This window comes from Actinacidiphila polyblastidii, assembly GCF_036353415.1.
GTDB classification, from domain to species: domain Bacteria; phylum Actinomycetota; class Actinomycetes; order Streptomycetales; family Streptomycetaceae; genus Actinacidiphila; species Actinacidiphila polyblastidii.
The window spans coordinates 37,911-55,275 of sequence record NZ_JAZEWV010000025.1 but is presented as its reverse complement, the minus strand read 5'-3'; the positions used below and the strand labels follow the sequence as shown (position 1 = coordinate 55,275).

At 74.7% G+C, this 17,365-nt stretch carries 18 protein-coding genes; 11 read left to right on the top strand and 7 right to left on the bottom strand.

What is annotated here, in order from left to right; genetic code table 11:
- Window positions 1–25: 25 nt before the first annotated feature.
- Together V2S66_RS24650 and V2S66_RS24645 are read right to left on the bottom strand one after the other, a co-directional pair.
- A complete protein-coding gene (locus V2S66_RS24650; protein ID WP_330798577.1) occupies window positions 26–766 on the bottom strand; it encodes a transcriptional regulator in 741 nt (246 codons plus the stop codon).
- Window positions 767–783: 17 nt separating this feature from the next.
- The gene (locus V2S66_RS24645; RefSeq protein WP_330798511.1) at window positions 784–1,200 is read right to left on the bottom strand and encodes a hypothetical protein; all 417 of its coding nucleotides are present in this window, start codon (window positions 1,198–1,200) and stop codon (window positions 784–786) included.
- 395 nt (window positions 1,201–1,595) lie between these two features.
- On the opposite strand from V2S66_RS24645, the gene V2S66_RS24640 reads away from it, so the two are divergent.
- The 3 genes from V2S66_RS24640 to V2S66_RS24630 all read left to right on the top strand — a co-directional run bounded on the left by V2S66_RS24640 (window position 1,596) and on the right by V2S66_RS24630 (window position 3,854).
- Window positions 1,596–2,387 carry a ferritin-like domain-containing protein gene (locus V2S66_RS24640; RefSeq protein ID WP_330798509.1) on the top strand — a complete coding sequence of 264 codons (792 nt, stop codon included), beginning with the start codon at window positions 1,596–1,598 and terminating at the stop codon, window positions 2,385–2,387.
- A complete protein-coding gene (locus tag V2S66_RS24635) occupies window positions 2,384–3,226 on the top strand; it encodes a ferritin-like domain-containing protein (RefSeq protein ID WP_330798507.1) in 843 nt (280 codons plus the stop codon). The genes V2S66_RS24640 and V2S66_RS24635 overlap by 4 nt, the downstream gene beginning before the upstream one ends.
- 196 nt (window positions 3,227–3,422) lie before the next feature.
- Window positions 3,423–3,854 (top strand): cupredoxin domain-containing protein, encoded by a 432-nt coding sequence (locus tag V2S66_RS24630; RefSeq protein ID WP_330798505.1) that lies wholly within the window; start codon window positions 3,423–3,425, stop codon window positions 3,852–3,854.
- 97 nt (window positions 3,855–3,951) lie between these two features.
- Here the strand turns inward: V2S66_RS24630 and V2S66_RS24625 are convergent, their stop codons facing one another.
- Complete coding sequence (locus tag V2S66_RS24625; protein WP_330798504.1) at window positions 3,952–4,869, bottom strand: SDR family oxidoreductase; 918 nt, start codon at window positions 4,867–4,869, stop codon at window positions 3,952–3,954.
- Between the two features lie 129 nt (window positions 4,870–4,998).
- Here V2S66_RS24625 and V2S66_RS24620 point away from each other — a divergent pair, with 129 nt between their 5' ends.
- Window positions 4,999–5,565: a TetR family transcriptional regulator gene (locus tag V2S66_RS24620; protein ID WP_330798502.1), complete on the top strand. Its 567-nt coding sequence runs from the start codon at window positions 4,999–5,001 to the stop codon at window positions 5,563–5,565.
- Between the two features lie 58 nt (window positions 5,566–5,623).
- On the opposite strand, the gene V2S66_RS24615 is transcribed toward V2S66_RS24620, so the two are convergent.
- The 3 genes from V2S66_RS24615 to V2S66_RS24605 all read right to left on the bottom strand — a co-directional run bounded on the left by V2S66_RS24615 (window position 5,624) and on the right by V2S66_RS24605 (window position 8,318).
- Window positions 5,624–6,517 (bottom strand): fructosamine kinase family protein, encoded by an 894-nt coding sequence (locus tag V2S66_RS24615; protein WP_330798500.1) that lies wholly within the window; start codon window positions 6,515–6,517, stop codon window positions 5,624–5,626.
- Window positions 6,514–6,978, bottom strand: coding sequence for a low molecular weight protein-tyrosine-phosphatase (locus V2S66_RS24610; RefSeq protein WP_330798499.1), 465 nt, complete (start codon window positions 6,976–6,978; stop codon window positions 6,514–6,516). The genes V2S66_RS24615 and V2S66_RS24610 overlap by 4 nt, the downstream gene beginning before the upstream one ends.
- 311 nt (window positions 6,979–7,289) lie before the next feature.
- On the bottom strand, window positions 7,290–8,318 hold the full coding sequence (locus V2S66_RS24605; RefSeq protein ID WP_330798497.1) for a helix-turn-helix domain-containing protein: 1,029 nt from the start codon (window positions 8,316–8,318) through the stop codon (window positions 7,290–7,292).
- A 191-nt stretch (window positions 8,319–8,509) separates the two neighbouring features.
- On the opposite strand from V2S66_RS24605, the gene V2S66_RS24600 reads away from it, so the two are divergent.
- The 7 genes from V2S66_RS24600 (at window position 8,510) to V2S66_RS24570 (ending at window position 15,049) form a co-directional block, all read left to right on the top strand.
- Window positions 8,510–10,321 carry an ABC transporter ATP-binding protein gene (locus tag V2S66_RS24600; RefSeq protein WP_330798496.1) on the top strand — a complete coding sequence of 604 codons (1,812 nt, stop codon included), beginning with the start codon at window positions 8,510–8,512 and terminating at the stop codon, window positions 10,319–10,321.
- Window positions 10,318–12,075, top strand: a complete 1,758-nt coding sequence (locus V2S66_RS24595; protein ID WP_330798494.1) for an ABC transporter ATP-binding protein — start codon at window positions 10,318–10,320, stop codon at window positions 12,073–12,075. Before V2S66_RS24600 ends, V2S66_RS24595 begins: the two co-directional genes overlap by 4 nt.
- Window positions 12,076–12,185: 110 nt before the next feature.
- The gene (locus tag V2S66_RS24590; RefSeq protein WP_330798493.1) at window positions 12,186–12,431 is read left to right on the top strand and encodes a DUF6480 family protein; all 246 of its coding nucleotides are present in this window, start codon (window positions 12,186–12,188) and stop codon (window positions 12,429–12,431) included.
- A gap of 39 nt (window positions 12,432–12,470) precedes the next feature.
- A complete protein-coding gene (locus V2S66_RS24585) occupies window positions 12,471–12,989 on the top strand; it encodes a DUF6328 family protein (RefSeq protein ID WP_330798492.1) in 519 nt (172 codons plus the stop codon).
- Window positions 12,990–13,206: 217 nt separating this feature from the next.
- Window positions 13,207–13,845: a DUF3105 domain-containing protein gene (locus V2S66_RS24580; RefSeq protein ID WP_330798490.1), complete on the top strand. Its 639-nt coding sequence runs from the start codon at window positions 13,207–13,209 to the stop codon at window positions 13,843–13,845.
- 5 nt (window positions 13,846–13,850) lie between these two features.
- Window positions 13,851–14,609 carry a DUF305 domain-containing protein gene (locus tag V2S66_RS24575; protein ID WP_330798489.1) on the top strand — a complete coding sequence of 253 codons (759 nt, stop codon included), beginning with the start codon at window positions 13,851–13,853 and terminating at the stop codon, window positions 14,607–14,609.
- Entirely contained in the window at window positions 14,606–15,049 is a 444-nt protein-coding gene (locus tag V2S66_RS24570; RefSeq protein ID WP_330798487.1) for a hypothetical protein, read from the top strand. Before V2S66_RS24575 ends, V2S66_RS24570 begins: the two co-directional genes overlap by 4 nt.
- Window positions 15,050–15,080: 31 nt before the next feature.
- On the opposite strand, the gene V2S66_RS24565 is transcribed toward V2S66_RS24570, so the two are convergent.
- Window positions 15,081–17,306 (bottom strand): RICIN domain-containing protein, encoded by a 2,226-nt coding sequence (locus V2S66_RS24565; protein ID WP_330798485.1) that lies wholly within the window; start codon window positions 17,304–17,306, stop codon window positions 15,081–15,083.
- Window positions 17,307–17,365: the final 59 nt, after the last annotated feature.

The following is a 17,365-nucleotide window of genomic DNA, read 5'->3' as shown; positions in this document are numbered from 1 at the left end:
GCGGCGGCTGGAGCGGCTGGGGGTTTCACAGGTGGGCCTCCAAGGCGTCACGGAGCCGGTGCAGCAGGGCCGTGTCGGGATCGTCGGCGACGTCCCGCACCCAGGCCGGCGCGGTGACGGTCACGGCCGGTACGGCAGCGGGGGTCTCGAGGTGCCCGGCGGCCGCCAGCCGGCGGATGTCGACCAGGGTGTGGAACCCCGGGCGGCCCAGGCGGGCGGCGATCTCGCTCGGGGTGCGCCGCCCGTCGGCGAGGTCCAGGACGTCCCGCTGCCTGCGGGTGGCGGGCGGCAGCCCGGCGTCGTCGCGCCGGACGGGCGGCGCGGTGTCCAGGTGCGGGTGCGGCCACAGGTCGGCGAGGTACCGGCGCCGGCGCCTGGTCTCGCGGTCCACGTCGTGCACGCCGACCGTGCGGACCGCGCCGAACCAGTGGACGGCGCCGTGCCGGAAGCGGGTAGGGCCGCCACCGGGCGCGAGGACGAAGTAGGCCGCGTCGTAGAGCGCCGCGAGGTGGCTGATCTCCAACTGCCCGCCGGACACGCGGCCGTGGTCGACCAGGTAGCGGGCGATACGGCAGTGCGGTCCCGCCCGGTCCACCGCCTCGCGCCACACCTCCCCCGACACCTGCCCGCCCACCGTGAGCAGGATCTCGATGCCCGGCGCGGCCGGGCTCTCGGCGTGCACGACGGCGCCGTCCGCGAGGTACAGCACGCCGGTGTCCCGTAACAGGGCGCCGGTGGCCCCGCGTTCGGCGAGGCGGGCGAGCATCGGGGAGGTCGGGGTGCTCACTCCAGCACCAGCCGCTCCGCGAGGTCGCGCAGCCGGATCAGGGCCAGCGCCAGGTTCGCGTGCGTGCGGTCGAGCCACAGGTGCAGGAACACCCCTCCCTCGTACGGCGCTTCGAGGAACCGCAGCAGGTGGTAGCCGCCGTGGGAGACGACGATGACGTCCTCGATCTGCGGGCCCTTCGCCGCGTCGGCCGGACCGTCCTGCGCCGGGTCGTGCCCGCCCCGGGTGAACACCGGGTGCTCGGCGGCGCAGCGGGCGAACTCGGCGGTCTGCGCGGCCGTCGTCTCGTGGTCGCCGTCCGGCACCTCGCCGATCCTGCCGAGAGCCAGTCCGCTGATCCACTCCACCAGGGCGGCGCCTCTGGCCCCCGGCAGCGTCATGGCTTCGAGCAGGCACTCGTCGATCCCGGACACACGACTCCCCTCGGCGCAGGCCCGGTTGAGCCGTCGCAGCTCAGCGGGTGACGGAGAAGTTACGCACCGTGCAACCGGGCAAGGGGTATTTCTGGCATTTTCCACCGGCACAACCGGTCACTGCACTAAGGTCCGCGCCGCCGCCCCGCCCGGACGTCGCGAGGGGACCTCGGTGCGGCGGGCAGGGCGGCGGCGCGGCGGCCGGGCAGGGGCCCGGCCGGTCCGTCGTCCACCCGCTCGTTGCGCCCGAACGCCCGTCCGGATTCCACTGCGCCCTTCGTCCTGGAGAGTGACATTTGCTGCGGCATTCGTGTTGCGGCCAATCGGTGCCGCCGGCCGTCACGAAGGTGGAGTGGCGCGCCCGCGGACCGAGTGGGCGGCCGGAGAGATGGGGCGTGATCGGCGTAGTGGACATCGACACCCGACTGCTCGAAGAGCTGAGCGAGCAGTCACAGGACCTCAACAGCGACGCCGTGCGGATCACCCGCGACGCGCTGAGCGACTTCACCGCGGCCACGGGGCCGCAGCCGCGGCACTGGTGGCGACGCGGGAGCACGATGGCCGCGGCGGCAGGCGCCGTCGGCCTGGCCTCCACACGTACCGCTGCCGCCGCCGCGTCGAGCACCGACATCATGGCGCTGCAGACCGCGGCGTCGATCGAGAACCTCGCGATCAGCGTGTACCAGACGGCGTCGGGGCTGTCGTTCATCAAGAACGGCAACAAGACGATCGCGGAGTTCATCGCGAAGACGACCACGCAGCACCAGGCGCACGCGAAGGCGTTCAACGCCGCGGTCACCCAGGCCGGCGGCAAGGCGCAGAACGCGCCCGACCCCAAGTACGCCGCGGTCGTCAAGAAGACCCTGCCGTCGATCAAGAACACGGCGGACGTCGTCAAGCTGGCCCTCACCCTGGAGGACGTGGCGGCGCAGACGTACACCAAGAACGTCAGCCAGGTCAGCAGCGCCCAACTGCGCAAGCTGTTCGCCTCGGTGGCGCCGGTGGAGGCCCAGCACCGCGCCACGCTGCTGGCCGTGCAGGCCCTGCTCGCCGGGAACATGGCGAACCTGATCGCCATCCCCACCGACGTCGCCAAGCTCCCGGCGGCCGCAGGGAGCGTCGGGTTCCCCAACGCCTTCTACCCGACCACGAACGCATCGCCGATCTCCGAGGGGGCCGTGAAGTGACCACCGCACGCGAGGGCCGGCACCTGCCGATCAGCGAAGACCAGCTCTCCCGGCTCACCCGCGACCTGGAGACCGCGCACCGCGACACCCTGCCGGCCATGCGCGCCAACGCGGCGGACCTGGCCGAGGACATCCGCTCCGGGCAGGGCGACGCCCGCGACCGCGCACAGCACCCGGACCGCCGCCGCCTCCTGCTGGGCGCCGGCGGACTGGCCGCCGGCCTGGTACTGGCCGCGTGCTCCAACGACGGCAAGAGCAACTCGGCGTCGTCGACGAAGGGCGTCGGCGCGGCGCCGTCGAGTTCGGCGTCCGCATCGGCCTCGTCCACCGGGCAGTACACCGGCGACCTCCAGGTCGTCGCACTCGCGGTGGCGCTGGAGAACCAGGCGGTCGGCGCCTATCAGGCCACGCTGAACGCGGCCAAGGCCGGAAAGCTCGGTACGGTCCCGCCGGCGGTGGCCACCTTCGTGACCACCGCGATGGCGCAGCACGCCGACCACGCCAAGGCGTGGAACTCGGTCCTGACCGCGGCCGGAAAGCCGGCGATCCACAACGTGCCGCTGTCCAACCAGCCCGCCACCCTCGCGGCCCTGGGCAAGGCCAAGAACTACACCGACGTCGCGAAGCTGGCGCTGCAACTGGAGGACCAGGCCGCGCAGACCTACCTCTTCGCGACCTCCAACGTGAAGGCCGCGGCCGGCATCGCCACCGCCGCCAGCATCGCGCCGGTCGAGGCGATGCACGCGGCGATCCTCCACTTCATCCTCGGCCAGTACCCGGTGCCGGACGACTTCCTGCCGACCGACAAGGCGGCCAGCCCCGCGCTCCTGACCGTCTGACCCCGCCGCACGAAACCGCCGGGACCCGGGCGCGGCAGCCCGGTGCGCCGCCCGCACGCGCAGGGCGGCCACCTGGCTGCCGCCCGCAGGCGGCGCCGACGCACCGCGCGAGCCCGCGCCCGGCGCTCCCGAACCGTCCCGCACCGGCCGAACGCCACCCCGCGGCGGCCGCCGCCCTCCCGAACCGGGATCCCTCATGACCGACCGCACCACCACCCGCCGGCGCCGTACGGCCGCAGGCCTCACGGCCACCGCCGCGCTCCTCGCCCTGAGCGCCTGCTCCTCCTCGTCCGGCTCGGGCGGGGCCTCCGCCACCTCGACTCCGGCGGCCACCTCGGGGTCCGCCTCGGCGTCCGGGTCCGCCACCGTCGGCAGCGCCGCACGGATCAGCATCAAGAACTTCACGTTCGTGCCGGCCACCCTCGCGGTGAGCCCCGGCGCGAAGGTCACCGTGACCAACCAGGACACGACCACCCACACCGTGACGGCCACCACCGGCAAACTGTTCGACACCGGCGACGTCCCGCCCGGCAGGACGGCGACCTTCACCGCGCCGGGCAAGCCCGGCACGTACGACTACATCTGCAGCATCCACCAGTTCATGATGGGCACCCTCAAGGTGGCATGACCCTCCCCCGGGCGCCCGGGGGAACGACCCACACCGCGGTCGCCTCCGGGCCGGCGGACCGGCCGGCCCGGACAGGCCGCGGGCCATGGCCGGCCGGTCAGTGGAAGTAGTGGCCCTTCTCCAGGTCGTCCAGCAGGCCGGGGCCGGTCGGCTGCCATCCCAGCAGCTCGCGGGTCAGCTCGCTGGACGCGGGGCTGTCGGCGCCGATGAACCCGCCGAGCCAGCCGAAGTGCCCGGCCGCGTCCTGCGGCGCCACCGACGCGACCGGGAGGCCGAGGTGACGGCCGATCACCTCGGCGACGGACCGGATCGGCACGCCGTCGTCGCCGGTCGCGTGCAGCGTGGAGCCCGCCGGGGCCTTCTCCAGCGCCAGCCGGAAGAGGCGCGCGGCGTCGTCGCGGTGCACGGCGGGCCACCGGTTGGACCCGTCCGCGACGTAGCCGGCCACGCCCTTGGCGCGGGCGACCGCGATCAGCGCCGGGACGAAGCCGCCGTCGCCGTCGCCGTGCACGGTCGGCGGGAGGCGCAGCGCCGCGGAGCGCACACCCCGGTCGGCGAGCGCGAGCGTCACCTCCGCGGTGCCGCGGCGGGTCTCGGGGCCGGCGATGGGCAGGGCCGCGCCGTCGCCGTGGCCGTCGCGTTCGGTGGCGACGGCGCCGGGCAGCACGCCGAGCAGGCCGGAGGCGATGACGAACGGCCGATCGGACCCGGCCAGCACCTCGCCGAAGGTCTCGACGGCGCGGCGGTCGGCGTCCGCAGCGCCCTGGAAGTCGCCGGAGAAGGCGAGGTCGTGCTTGAACGCGAGGTGGATCACGCCGTCCGAGGCGGCGGCCGCGCTCCGCAGCACGTCCAGGTCGTCGACGGTGCCGCGGCGGACGTCCGCGCCGGCCGCGACGAGGGCGTCGGCGGAGGCGTCCGAGCGGGCCAGCCCGACCACCTCGTGACCGGCCCCGATGAGTTCGGGCACCACGGCGGAACCGATCCAGCCGGACGCGCCGGTGACGAATACACGCATGAGGAGGACTCCTAGCGGTCGACCCGGTTCGCCCCGCCGGTGCGGCGCGGTACGAGCCGAGCGATGTCAGTTGCTGTCATCAAACGTAGCACTCGATGTCAGCGCCTGCCATCACGTAGGATCGCGGGCATGAGTCGATGGCAGCCCAACGCGCGCGAGCGGCTCGAACAGGCGGCGATGGAGCTCTACGGCGAGCGCGGGTTCGAGCAGACGACCGTCGCGGCGATCGCCGAGCGGGCCGGGCTCACCGAGCGGACGTTCTTCCGGCACTACGCCGACAAGCGCGAGGTGCTCTTCTCCGGCTCCGTCGCCCTGCAGGACCTGTTCACCGGCGCGCTCGCCGGGGCTCCCGACACCGCGGCGCCGATCGACGCCATGGCCGCGGCGCTCGACACCGTCGGGGAGTTCTTCCGCGACCGCCGCCCGTACGCGCTGCGGCGCCAGGCCGTCGTCACCTCCAACCCGAACCTGCGCGAACGCGAGCTGATCAAACTGGCCTCGCTCTCCGCCGCGCTCGCCGCCGCCCTGCACGACCGCGGCGTACGGGAACCGGCGGCGAGCCTGGTCGCCGAGGCCGGCATCGCGGTCTTCAAGATCGCCTTCGAGCGCTGGCTCGACGACCCCGACGAGCGCGAACTGACCTATTTCGTACGCGAGTCGCTCGTCGAGCTGAGGGCCGCGACGGCAGCCGGCTGACGGGCTGCCACCGGGTCGGCCGCGCCACCGGTCGGCCGACGCCGGTCTCCTGCCCTTCCTACGCCGACAGGGCCGCGCGGGCCGCCGCGAGGGCCTGCTCGGCGTAGCCCCGGCCGAAGAGCACGGTGTGCACCAGCAGCGGGAAGAGCTGGTGCAGCGGGACGCGGGCGGTCCAGCCGTCGGCCGGCGGCGCCGTCTCGCGGTAGGCGGCGAGCACCCGGTCCAGGTGGGGGCAGCCGAACAGCCGGAGCATGGCCAGGTCGGTCTCGCGGTGGCCGCCGTGCGCGGCCGGGTCGATCAGCCAGGCCACGCCGTCGGCGCCCCACACCACGTTGCCGCTCCACAGGTCGCCGTGCAGCCGGGCCGGCGGCTCCGCGGGACCTGCCAGGGCGGGCAGCCGGTCGCAGACCCGCTCGACCACCGCCGCCTCGGCCGGCCGGATCGTCCCGTCGCCGACCGCGCGCCGCAGGTACGGCAGCACCCGGTGCTCGGCGTACCAGCGGGGCCAGTCGGGGCCGGTGGCGTTGCGCATCGGGGCGGAGCCGATGTACGCCTCGACCGGACCTCCGGGCGGTGGCGCCCCGAACGCGGGGGCGCCCGCGGCGTGCAGGGCGGCGAGGCCGCGGCCGAACCGCTCGGCGGCCCCGGGGCTAGGCTGCCCGGTCGCGATCCGGTCGGTGACCAGCCACCGTTCGTCCTGCCCGCGCACCGCGGGCACCGGCACCGTCCCGGCGGCGGCGAGCCACCGCAGTCCGGCGGCTTCCGCCCGCACGGCGCCGCGGCGGTCGCCGCGCTTGACCATCAACGGCGTCCCGTCGTCCAGCACGGCCGCGGTGAGCGCTCCGGAGAGCGTGCGGCCGCCGCTCACCGCCCGTCCGGTCACTCGGGCCGCCGCGGCCTGCGCGGACTCGCCGCCCGCCGGGTCCTGGCGGCCCGCCGCGCGCCGCGTCATGCCTGCAGGCGCTCGCGCACCCAGGCGATCAGCCCGGGAGTCGCCGCCTCGATCATCGCGAGCACCTCCTCGAACCCGGCCCGGCCGCCGTAATAAGGGTCCGGCACGTCCAGGTCGCCGGTGGCGTCGGGGTCGAAGGAGCGCAGCAGCCTGATCCGGGAGGTGCCGTCGACCAGGGCGCGCAGCGCCTTCTCGTGGCCGCGGTCCATCGCCAGGAACAGGTCGGCGTCCAGGTGCTCGGCGCCGACCTGGGCGGCGACGTGCTCGACGGGGTAGCCGTGCGCGGCGAGCACCTCGCCGGAGCGCCGGTCGATGGACTCGCCGACGTGCCAGGGGCCGATGCCGGCGCTGGTGACGCGGACCCGATCGCCCAGGCCCGCTTCCCGCAGCCGCTCGGCGGCGACCAGCGCGGCGGAAGGCGACCGGCAGATGTTTCCCGAGCAGACGAAGCACAGATGCACGGCGCCAGCCTATGGCGTGATCCCGCTGCGGGTCCGGCCCCCGCCCCCATGCGGGGGCCGGACCCCGTCGTGGCCCACCCCGGAGGTGGCGGTCCCGGCCCGGCACGGCGTGCGCGAGCGGGGATGGAACGATTCAGCCGGCGGACCCGTTTGTAGCAGCTCCGCTGACGCCGCACCAGCGTCCGCGGGGGACGAGCGCCGGACGCACGCGGGACGGGTTCCGGACGCACGCGGGACGGGTGCCGGACGCACGCAGGACACACGCGGAACGGGCACACGGCCGGTGCGTGACGGGCACGTCACCGCCGCGGTCACCGCTCCGGGCTGCGCCGCGGCCCCTCCGGTTCCGCGTGCGGCTCGGCCGCGGCCGCCGCCCGGTGGTCCTTCGGGGTCATCGCGTAGGCGGAGCGGAAGGCGCGGGTGAAGGTGGCGTGGTCCCTGAACCCCCAGCGGGCCGCGATCCGGTGCACCGGCAGGCGGCGCAGCGCGGGGTCGGCGAGGTCCTGCCGCGCACGCTCCAGGCGCTGCCCGCGGACCCAGGCCGCGACGGTGGTCTCGCGCGCCGTGAACAGCCGGTGCAGCGAGCCGACGGAGATGCCGTGGGCGGCGGCGATGGTTCGCGGCGTCAGGTCGGGGTCGGCCAGGTGCCGCTGGGCGAAGGCCTCGATCCGCAGCAGCAGGGTGCGGTGGTACGAGTCGTCGGGCACCGCGGTCTCGGCGTCCAGGTGGTGGGCGATCAGTGCGGTCAGCAGGTCGTGGGTGAGGATGCCGACCCGGCCGGCGTCGGCCTGCCGGTAGCCGCCGGAGCCGGTGGCCACGGCGGTGAGCAACTGGGCGAGCATCCCGCCGAAGCCCGAGCCGGTGGCGGCGCCCAGAGGCCGGGCCAGCAGCACGTCCAGCCTGCGCAGCGGCAGGCCGACCAGCGCCCGCGGCACGTGCACCGCCATCGCGGTGCCCAGACCCTCCCCGGCCCTGCCCGCGCCCAGCTGGATGCGGAAGGGCCGCGAGCTGTCGTAGAGGCCGACCTGGTGCGGCGCGAAAACGGTGTCCCGGCCGGCCTGGCTGAGCAGGGCCGTACCGTCCAGGACCAGCAGCACCGACAGCATCTCCGGATCGCTCCGGCCGATCAGCCGCGGGGTGCGCAGGAACGCCGACGGTGAGGCGGCCAGCTCCATCAGCTTCGTCGCGGCGATGTCCAGCTGCCGGAGCGTGGCGTCGAAGCCCGCGGCGCTCTCCGCGACCACCCGCATCGGCAGCGGACTGGCGGCGAAGAGCGCCTCGGTCGCCGCGAGCCGCTCCCGCGGTGGCAGGCCCGCGCTGCTGAACGTCGTCTCGAGCATGTGTCTCCTCCCCCGGAGCCACGATAACCGCGTGCCGCGCCCGCCCCCGCACGCCCACCCGCCCCCGCAGGCCCACCCTCCGCGCCCGCCCCCGCGGGCTCGTCGAATATCGGCTGGCACGCCGTGGTGCGGCTCTGCCAGGGTGCCAGGATGGTGGCCAGGCCGGTGTCGCGGAGCCGAAGGTGTGTTGAATGATCGACTCGTACGGGGACCCGGGCACGCCCGATCGCCGCAGCCCCGCCAGGTACCTGTGGTGGCTGCTGTCCAGCCAGCGGCTCAGAGCCGCGACGGGCGCGCTGCTCGGCACCGTGTGGATGGTGCTGCTGACGCTCGCCCCGTACGTGCTGTCCCGCGCGATCGACGACGGGCTGAGGCCGGGCGACATGGCCGCGCTGAGCGGCTGGACCGCGGTGCTGCTGGGGCTCGGCGGGTTCAACGCGTGGGTGAGCATCATGCGGCACCGCACGATGACCAGGCTGCGGATGGACGCCACCTTCCGCACCGTCAAGGCCGTGGTCGACCACGCGACGCGGCTGGGCGCCGCGCTGCCGCGCCAGGCGGACGCCGGAGAGGTCGTCACGATCGGGGTCACCGACGTCCAGGCGATCAGCCAGTCCCTGACCATGACGGGACCGGGGTTCGGCGGGGCGGTGGCCTACCTCCTGGTGGCGGTGCTGCTGCTGGCGGTCTCGCCCGCGCTCGCCGCGGTGGTGCTGCTGGGCGTGCCGGTCATCGCGCTGACGCTCGGGCCGCTGCTCGGCCGGCTGCGGGGCACCGAGACCGCGTACCGGGCGCAGCAGGGCGGCCTGACGGCCCGTATCGGCGACCTGGCGGGGGGCCTGCGGGTGCTCAACGGCCTGGGCGGCAAGGGGCTGTACGCCGAGGGGTTCCGGCGCGAGTCCGGGGCGCTGGTCGCGCAGGGGTACCGGGTCGGGGCGGTGACCAGCTGGGTCCAGGCGCTCGGCGTCGGCCTGCCCTCGCTGTTCCTGGCCGTGGTGACGTGGCTCGCCGGGCGGATGGCGGCGCAGGGAACCATCACCGTGGGCCAGTTGGCGGCGGTCTACGGCTATGCGGCGGTCCTGGTGACGCCCGTCGCGCTGTTCATCGAGTGCGGTTACGACATCATCCGCGGCCTGGTCGCCGCCAGGAGGGTCACCGACTTCCTGTCCCTCGAACCGGCCCCCCGTGGCGGGCGGTCGGCGGCCGACGCGCCCGCGTCGCCGTCCGCCCTGCGGGATCCCGTCTCGGGTGTCGAGGTGGCGCCGGGGCGGCTCACCGCGCTGGTCAGCGCGCGGCCCGCGGAGTCCGCCGCCGTGGTGGACCGCCTCGGGGGGTTCGAGGAGTCGGCGGTGACCTGGGGGCCGGTGCGTCTCGGCGACGTCGCGGCGGCGCAGGTACGGGACCGGATCGTGGTCGCGGACAACGCGGCCGACCTGTTCGCCGGTCCGCTGCGCGACGTCGTCTCGGGACGCCGGGACCGCGACGACCCGGCGATCGTGCGGGCCGTGCACGCCGCCGTCGCGGAGGACGTCTTGGCGGCGCTGCCGGAGGGGCTCGACTCGGTCCTCGACGGCCAGGGCCGCAACCTCTCCGGCGGCCAGCGGCAGCGCGTCCGGCTGGTCAGGGCGCTGCTCGCCGACCCCGAGGTGCTGCTCGCCGTCGAGCCGACCTCGGCGCTCGACGCGCACACGGAGGCCGCCGTCGCGGACCGGCTGCGCGCCTCGCGCTCCGGCCGCACCACGGTCGTCACCAGTACCTCCCCGCTGGTGCTCGATCGCGCGGACACCGTGTTCCACCTGGTGGACGGCAAGGTCGCCGCCGCCGGACGCCACCGCGACCTGCTCGCCGCGGAACCCGGCTACCGCGCGCTGGTCGCCCGCGGCGACGGCGACGACGCGCCGGACGACGGCGGACCCGGCACCCGGTCGGGCCCGGAGGCACGGGCGGGCACGGACGCCCCGCCGCCGGCCGGTCCGCGGGCCTGCGAGGAGGCCGTGACATGAGCGGCAGGCTCCCCGTCGCCGCGCCGGACGCCGTGCGCCGGGCCGCGCTGCGGCTGGTCGGGGCGGACCGCCGCGCCTTCGCCGCCATGCTCGCGCTCAACGCGCTGGCCGCGGGCGCCGGACTCGTCGGCCCGTGGCTGGTGGGGCGGATCGTCGACCGGGTGCAGTCGGGCGGCGGCACCGGCACGGTGGACCGGCTGGCGCTCGGCATCCTGGTGTGCACCGTGGCGCAGATCATGCTGTCCCGTTACGCCCGCTACGTCGGCCACCGCTTCGGCGAGCGCACGCTCGCCCGGGTGCGCGAGCAGTTCGTCGACCGGACGCTGGCGCTGCCGGCCTCGGTGGTGGAACGGGCCGGCACGGGCGACCTGCTGGCCCGCGGCACCTCCGACGTCGCCATGGTCGGCACGACGCTGCGGGACGCGGCGCCCGAGGCGCTGACCGCCTCGGTCCAGGCGCTGTTCATCCTCGGCGCGGTCTTCACGCTCAACCCGCTGCTGGGCGGATGCGGCCTGGCCGGGCTGGCCGGCATCAGGAGCGCGCTGCGCTGGTACCTGCGCAGGGCGCGTACCGCGTATCTCGACGAGGGAGCGGCGAACTCGGCGGTCACCGAGATCCTCGCCGCCACCGCGACCGGCGCCCGTACCGTCGAGGCGTTCGGGCTGGAGCAGCGGCGGATCGCGGCGTGCCGGGAGGCCGTCGAGGTCTCCCGCCGCGCTAGGACCCGGACGCTCGGCCTGCGCAGCGTGTTCTTCCCGGCCGTGGAGATCTCCTACGTGGTGCCTGTGGCCGGGGTGCTGATGATCGGCGGGGCGCTGCACGCGCACGGCGCGATGAGCCTCGGCGCGGTGGTCGCTGCGGCGCTGTACCTGCGGCAGTTGTCGGGGCCGCTGGACGTCGTCCTGATGCGGGTCGAGCAGTTGCAGAGCAGCGGTGCGTCCTTCGCCCGCGTGGAGGGCCTGGCCGGCACCGCGCAGGGGGTCGCGGCCGCCGCCCCGACGCCGGTCGACGACCGGATCGACGTCGCCGGCGTGCGCTTCTCCTACGACGGGGTGCACGACGTGCTGGGCGGTGTGGACCTGACCGTGCGGCCGGGCGAGCGGCTGGCGCTCGTCGGCCCGTCGGGGGCCGGGAAGACCACCCTGGGCAGGCTGCTGGCCGGCATCGACACGCCGCACGCGGGGTCGGTGACGGTGGGCCGCGTCCCGATCGCCGACCTCAGCCCGGACCAGCTGCGCCGGCAGGTCGTGCTCGTCACCCAGGAGCACCACGTGTTCCTCGGCACCGTGCGGGACAACCTGCTGATCGCGGCGCCTGCGGCGGGCGACCGGGAGCTGTGGGCGGCGCTCGCCGCGGTCGGGGCGGACTGGGCGGGCGAGCTGCCCGAGGGGCTGGACACCCCGCTGGGCGCGGCGGGGCACCGGCCGGACGGCTCGCAGGCCCAGCAGCTGGCGCTGGCCCGGGTGGTCCTCGCCGACCCGCACACGCTGATCCTCGACGAGGCGACCGCCCTGCTCGACCCGCGGACCGCCCGCCACACCGAACGCGCGCTGGCCGGCGTCCTGGAGGGAAGGACGGTCATCGCCATCGCCCACCGGCTGCACACCGCGAACGACGCCGACCGGGTGGCGGTCATGGAGGGCGGCCGGCTCACCGAGGTCGGCAGCCACGACGAGCTGGTGGCGGCCGGCGGCGCCTATGCCGCGCTGTGGCACTCCTGGCACGGTGACGTGCCCGCGGACCGGCCCGCCTGACCGCCCGCGGACCGGAGCGCGCCGCGCGCTTCGCGGCCCCCGCGCTGGGTAGGCGTCCTGCGCGACACTGGTGGAAGACCTGGTGGGAGCCGCGAGACAGGAGGACGACCATGGTGCAGACCCACGCCGAGCCGGGCGTTCGGCATGTGGCGGAGGAAGGACTGAGCGTTCCCGAGGACGCGGTCCAGGGGCCGGGGCAGACCCCGCCGGCCGAGTCGGGCGTGTCGGACCTCGACGGCCCGGAGCGCCAGGCGCTGCGCCGCGGCTGGGGGCCGGTGCCGATCACCCTGATCATGTGCGTCGTCGCCCTGGTCGTCGCGGGGATGATCGCCCAGCTGGTCGCCCTGTTCGGCTGAACGACCCGAAGGACCCGTAGCCGCAGCGAAGGAGTGCGCATGCCAGGGGAGCAGCCGCCGGCCGGTGGTGAGCGGCGGGAGACCGGCTTCGGGCGGCACGAGACCGCCGAGGAACGGGCCGACCGCCGCTGGGGCGACCTCCTCCAGGAGCTTCGGGTGACCCAGACCGGGGTGCAGATCCTCTTCGGCTTCCTCCTCACGGTGGTCTTCCAGCAGCGGTTCACCCGGCTGACCGACACCGACCGGCACATCTACGTCGTCACGGTGGTGCTCGGCGCTGCGGCCACCGGCGCGCTCGTCAGCCCGGTGGCGATACACCGGCTGCTCACCGGCCGCAGGCTCAAGCCGGAGACCGTGGCGTGGGCGTCGCGCCTGACCCTGCTCGGTCTGGCGCTGCTGCTGTGCACGATGGCCAGCTCGCTGCTGCTGGTGCTGCGGCTGGCGACACGGGACGCGGTCGCCGCCTGGCTGGTCGGCGCGATGGTGCTGTGGTTCGTGCTGTGCTGGGTGGCGGTGCCGCTGTGGGCACGGTTCGGCAGCCGTCCGCGCGAGGACTGAGACACCCGCCGCGACCGCCCGGCCGCCCCCGGCGGCCCCGACCGGGCGCCGCCGCTGCCGCGGCCCGACCAACCCCGCACGGCGGGGCCCTTGTTGGGGCTGGGACAGGCGGTCGTCCCGGTACCGGGGCATCGTGCAGTCACCCTGCTGTGGACTACGCTCCTCCTGCGTGCAGTGACAGTCTTGGCGGCGTACCTCCGCCTGGAAGGAGCAACGGGTGACCAGCGGAAAGGCCGCCAAGGCCGCGAGGACACAGGCGGCGGAGGACCGGCGGCGGAAGATAGCCGAGCAGCGCGCCGTCGAGCAGCGGCGGCAGCGGCGTCGCTCGATATACATATGGGGCGGTGTGGGAGCGGCGGTGATCGCTCTCGGCGGCGGCGTGACGGCGCTGCTGGTGTCGCAGAAGTCGTCCGGGTCGATAGCCGGCGTGGTCAGCTACGGCAACCTCGCCCGCAACCACGTGACGACGAAGGTGAAGTACCCCCAGACCCCGCCGGTCGGCGGCAACCACAACCCGGTCTGGCTGAACTGCGGCGTCTACGACAAGCCCGTCGCGAACGAGAACGCCGTGCACGACATGGAGCACGGCGCGGTGTGGATCACGTACAAGCCGGATCTGCCCGCCGCCCAGGTCGCCTCGCTGAAGAAGACCGTCGGCAGCCAGACCTACCTCGACCTCAGCCCCTACCCGGGCCTGCCCGCGCCCGTGGTCGCCTCCGCGTGGGGCAAGCAGCTGAAGCTGCAGTCGGCGACCGACCCGCGGCTGGCCGAGTTCATCGCCAAGTACAAGCAGGGACCGCAGACCCCCGAGCCCGGCGCGCCGTGCACGGGCGGCACGGGCACCCCCACGGGATGACCCGGGTGAGCGTCCCGCCCACCGAGCGGACCGCGCAGGCCGGGCGGTCCGCGGCGGATGCGCCGGCGGCGGCCGGACGGCGACCGTCCGGCCTGCACCGCGGTGTGCAGGTCCTCGTGGTGGCCGTGGCGGCCGTCGTCGTCCTGGTCACCGCGGGGATCGTCGGCCGTGCGGCGGGCGGGCCGGAGGCCCCTTCGGGCAGCTCCGTGTCGGCCGGGTTCGCCCGCGACATGATCGACCATCACGCCCAGGCGGTGGAGATGGCCACGATCGTGCACGACCGGACGCGCTCCTCGGACGTGCGCTACCTGGCGACCGACATCGCGCTCACCCAGACCAGCCAGATGGGCGAGATGCAGGGCTGGCTGGACGCGTGGCGGCTGCCGCTGGGCCGTACCGGTCAGCCGATGGCCTGGATGCGTGCGGGCGGCGACGGCATGTCCATGGGAGCCGGGGGCGGCGGGAGCGTCCCCGCGGGGATGGACCCGGCGATGATGCGGCTGGGCCCGGACGGGCTGATGCCCGGCATGGCCACCACCGCCCAGGTCAACCGGCTGCGCACGCTGGCGCCCGCGAAGGCGGACGTGCTGTTCCTGCAGCTGATGGTCAGGCACCACCGGGCAGGCGTGGCGATGGCGCAGATGGCGCTCGACCTGACGGACAACGCACAGGTCGACCGGCTGGCGCAGACCATGGTCACCAGCCAGCAGGCCGAGATCGCCCAGATGACCCAGATGCTGCACCAGCGCGGAGCCACACCGTGACCACATCACCGCTCTCCCCCGGCGAGGCCGCAGTCGCCGATCCCGACGACGTCCGCGGCCTCCAGCTCCGGCTCCTTCTCGCCGTGCTGCTGCTCGGCTCGGGCGCCGCGCATCTGCCGGTGATGGAGGAGCATCTGCGCGAGGCCGCGTGGATGGGCTCGCTGTTCGCCGCGTTCGCCGTGGCGACCGCCGCGCTGGCCGCGGCGGTCGCCCTGTCCGGCCGCCGTGAGCCGGTCGCCTGGGCCGGCGCGCTGTGCGTGCTGGCCCTGCTGGCGTACGCGGCGACCCGGCTCTTCGCCTTCCCCCAGCTCTCCGACGACGTCGGCGACTGGGCCGAGCCCTGGGGCATCGTCTCGGTGGTCCTGGAGGTCTACGCCGCCGCCCTCGCCTTCCTGATCGGCTACCGCGCCCGCGAACGGGACCGGCTCAGGTCCGGGTGACCCCGGGCGGCGAGGGCGGCGCGCCTCCGGGTCAGCCGATCGTCCACTGCTGGAGCGGCGAGCCGGTGTCCTTCTGCTGGGTCGTCAGGGCGCCGTCCGCGGTGGAGGCGGTGGTGAGCAGCAGCCCGCTCTTCACCGACGCGACGGTGGCGGCGCCGCTCGCCAGGCGGGTGACGTTCCAGTGCTGGTTGCTCCCGCCGGTGCAGGTGTACTGGATGACCTGGGCGCCCGCCGCGGTCGAGCCGCCGCTGACGTCGGCGCACAGGCCCGACTCGGCGTTGACGAGCTGGTAGGAGCCGTCGGCCTGGCGGGTGAACTGCCAGGTCTGGTTGGCGCCGCCGTTGGCGGTCCAGGTGATGAGCTGGTCGCCCGCGGTGCGGCTGTGGTCGGGGTCGTCGAGCGCCTTGCCGCCGGTGCTGAGGGTGTGGGCGCCGTCGAGACCGCCGGCGGTGGAGCCGACCGCGGTCATGGTGAGGGTCTGGTCGGCGGCGGTGCGTGTGCCGCCGACGGCGTTGCCTGTGGTGTTGGTCCAGGAGCGGGCCGGGGTGGTCTCGGCGAGCCTGCCGGCCGTGGCGGACAGGCCGATCACCAGTCCGCTGTAGCGGTTGACCAGCCGGTAGCTGCCGTCGGCCACCCCGGCGGCGGTCCTGCCGGGCACGACGAACCACTGCTGTCCCACGGTGGGGCCGCCCGCCGGGGCCGTGGTGGCGGTCGGCGCGGTCCCCCAGGCGCGGGTGGCGCTGGAGGTGGCGGCGACGCCCAGCAGCTGCCCGGTGGCGGCGTTGGCGACGCGGTAGGAGCCGTCGCCGTTCGCGGCGAAGGACCAGGCTTCGAGGGTGGACCCGGTGGCCGCCGCCAGCGAGGTGGTGGCGGCGCTGCCGGAGACCTGGGCGAGCACGCGTCCGCCGCCGGAGCCGATGCGGTACGTCTTCGCCGGGTCGAAGGGCGCGGCGGCCGGCGTGGAGGAGCCGATCGTCACGTTGAGGTACTCCGAGCCGGCGCCGTTCGAGCAGCCGTAGGAGCAGTAGGAGCGGAAGCTCCTGCCGACGATGGTGGAGCCGGTCCTGGTGGCGCTGTCGAGGAACGCGCGGTACCACGACGCGTCGGTGTAGCTGCCGGTGTCGCCGATGAGCGTCCACTTCTGGGTGGCGAGGTTGTCGGTGGCGTAGAACTGCTGCGGCGCCGAGCCGCTCTGGTCGACCGCCTGGGGCTCACCGATGTACAGGCCGAGGTAGGCGTCGTAGGTGATGTCCATGACGAACAGCGGTGAGGTGGGCGGGGTCTTCCCCGCGGCGATCTGCTGGTCGACGGTGCCTGTGTTCGCCGGGTTGTACTCCGACGCCGCGGGGGTGTAGCCGGTGGGCGCGGCGGCGGTCACCGGCATCATGGTGCTCTCCTTGCCGCCCACGCCGGGCTGCGACCAGGAGCCGTCGTACCACTTCTGCCAGCTGCCGGCCGCCATCTTGCCCGACATGGGGGCGCGGGCTGCGTGCTCGTAGAACGCCCGCCAGCTGCCGCCCTTGTCCACCAGCCGCGCGCCGTAGAAGACGTAGAAGTAGCCCGAGGCGGGGTCGGCGAAGAGCCGCTGGTCGCCGTCGCCGTAGGAGTAGGTCTGCTGCGGGAAGGCGGTGGTGTCGCCGCGCTTGGTGCTGTACGGGGAGGTGATGGCGTGGCTTCTGATCGTCCAGGTGCGGCCCTGGTCGGTCGAGAGGGCGGTGTCGATCGCGTCGTAGTGCAGGCCGTCGCCGAAGGGCTGCGGGGTGAACTCGTTGTGGACCAGCCCGTACCAGTCGCCGGTGTCCGGGTCGACCCACACTCCCGACAGGTCGCAGTAGTTGCGCTGGGCGTAGCCGGAGCCGGCGGGCGCGTAGCTGGACTCCAGCCCGGTGGGACTGTTGTTGCAGCGCCAGGTGGTGTCGGCGTTGCGGTCGCTGGAGTTGGCCGGGTTGACGGCGTCGCTGACGCCGGAGCGGGTGGCGGTGTCCATGTCGGCGCCGGAGTAGAAGGTCCAGGCGCGGCCGTCGGCCGCGCCGTAGAGGGAGTGCGCCTCCTGGAACCAGAAGGTGCCGTCCTTGTCGAGGTACGGGTTGGGCGGGGTGTCGTCGGGATGGGTCCACGACCCCTTCGCGCCGACGCTGACGGTGTAGGTGGCCGCTGCGGCCGCCGCGTCGGGTGGCACGGCGGTCAGTGCTCCGGCGATCACGGCCAGTGCGGCCGCCGCGGCGGCGCACAGGAGTCCTGCGCGGGGACGTGACATGGGTTCTCCGCCTTTTTCGTACGGATGGGAGACGCGCGTCGACACGACCGGTGGATGCT

Coding starts and splice junctions, on each gene's coding strand:
- V2S66_RS24615 (WP_330798500.1), bottom strand. CDS start 6,517: ATGACGCGGCGCGCGGCGGGCCGCCAGGACCCGGCGGGCGGCGAGTCC.
- V2S66_RS24600 (WP_330798496.1), top strand. CDS start 8,510: ATGATCGACTCGTACGGGGACCCGGGCACGCCCGATCGCCGCAGCCCC.
- V2S66_RS24650 (WP_330798577.1), bottom strand. CDS start 766: ATGCTCGCCCGCCTCGCCGAACGCGGGGCCACCGGCGCCCTGTTACGG.
- V2S66_RS24630 (WP_330798505.1), top strand. CDS start 3,423: ATGACCGACCGCACCACCACCCGCCGGCGCCGTACGGCCGCAGGCCTC.
- V2S66_RS24605 (WP_330798497.1), bottom strand. CDS start 8,318: ATGCTCGAGACGACGTTCAGCAGCGCGGGCCTGCCACCGCGGGAGCGG.
- V2S66_RS24585 (WP_330798492.1), top strand. CDS start 12,471: ATGCCAGGGGAGCAGCCGCCGGCCGGTGGTGAGCGGCGGGAGACCGGC.
- V2S66_RS24565 (WP_330798485.1), bottom strand. CDS start 17,306: ATGTCACGTCCCCGCGCAGGACTCCTGTGCGCCGCCGCGGCGGCCGCA.
- V2S66_RS24590 (WP_330798493.1), top strand. CDS start 12,186: ATGGTGCAGACCCACGCCGAGCCGGGCGTTCGGCATGTGGCGGAGGAA.
- V2S66_RS24625 (WP_330798504.1), bottom strand. CDS start 4,869: ATGCGTGTATTCGTCACCGGCGCGTCCGGCTGGATCGGTTCCGCCGTG.
- V2S66_RS24595 (WP_330798494.1), top strand. CDS start 10,318: ATGAGCGGCAGGCTCCCCGTCGCCGCGCCGGACGCCGTGCGCCGGGCC.
- V2S66_RS24620 (WP_330798502.1), top strand. CDS start 4,999: ATGAGTCGATGGCAGCCCAACGCGCGCGAGCGGCTCGAACAGGCGGCG.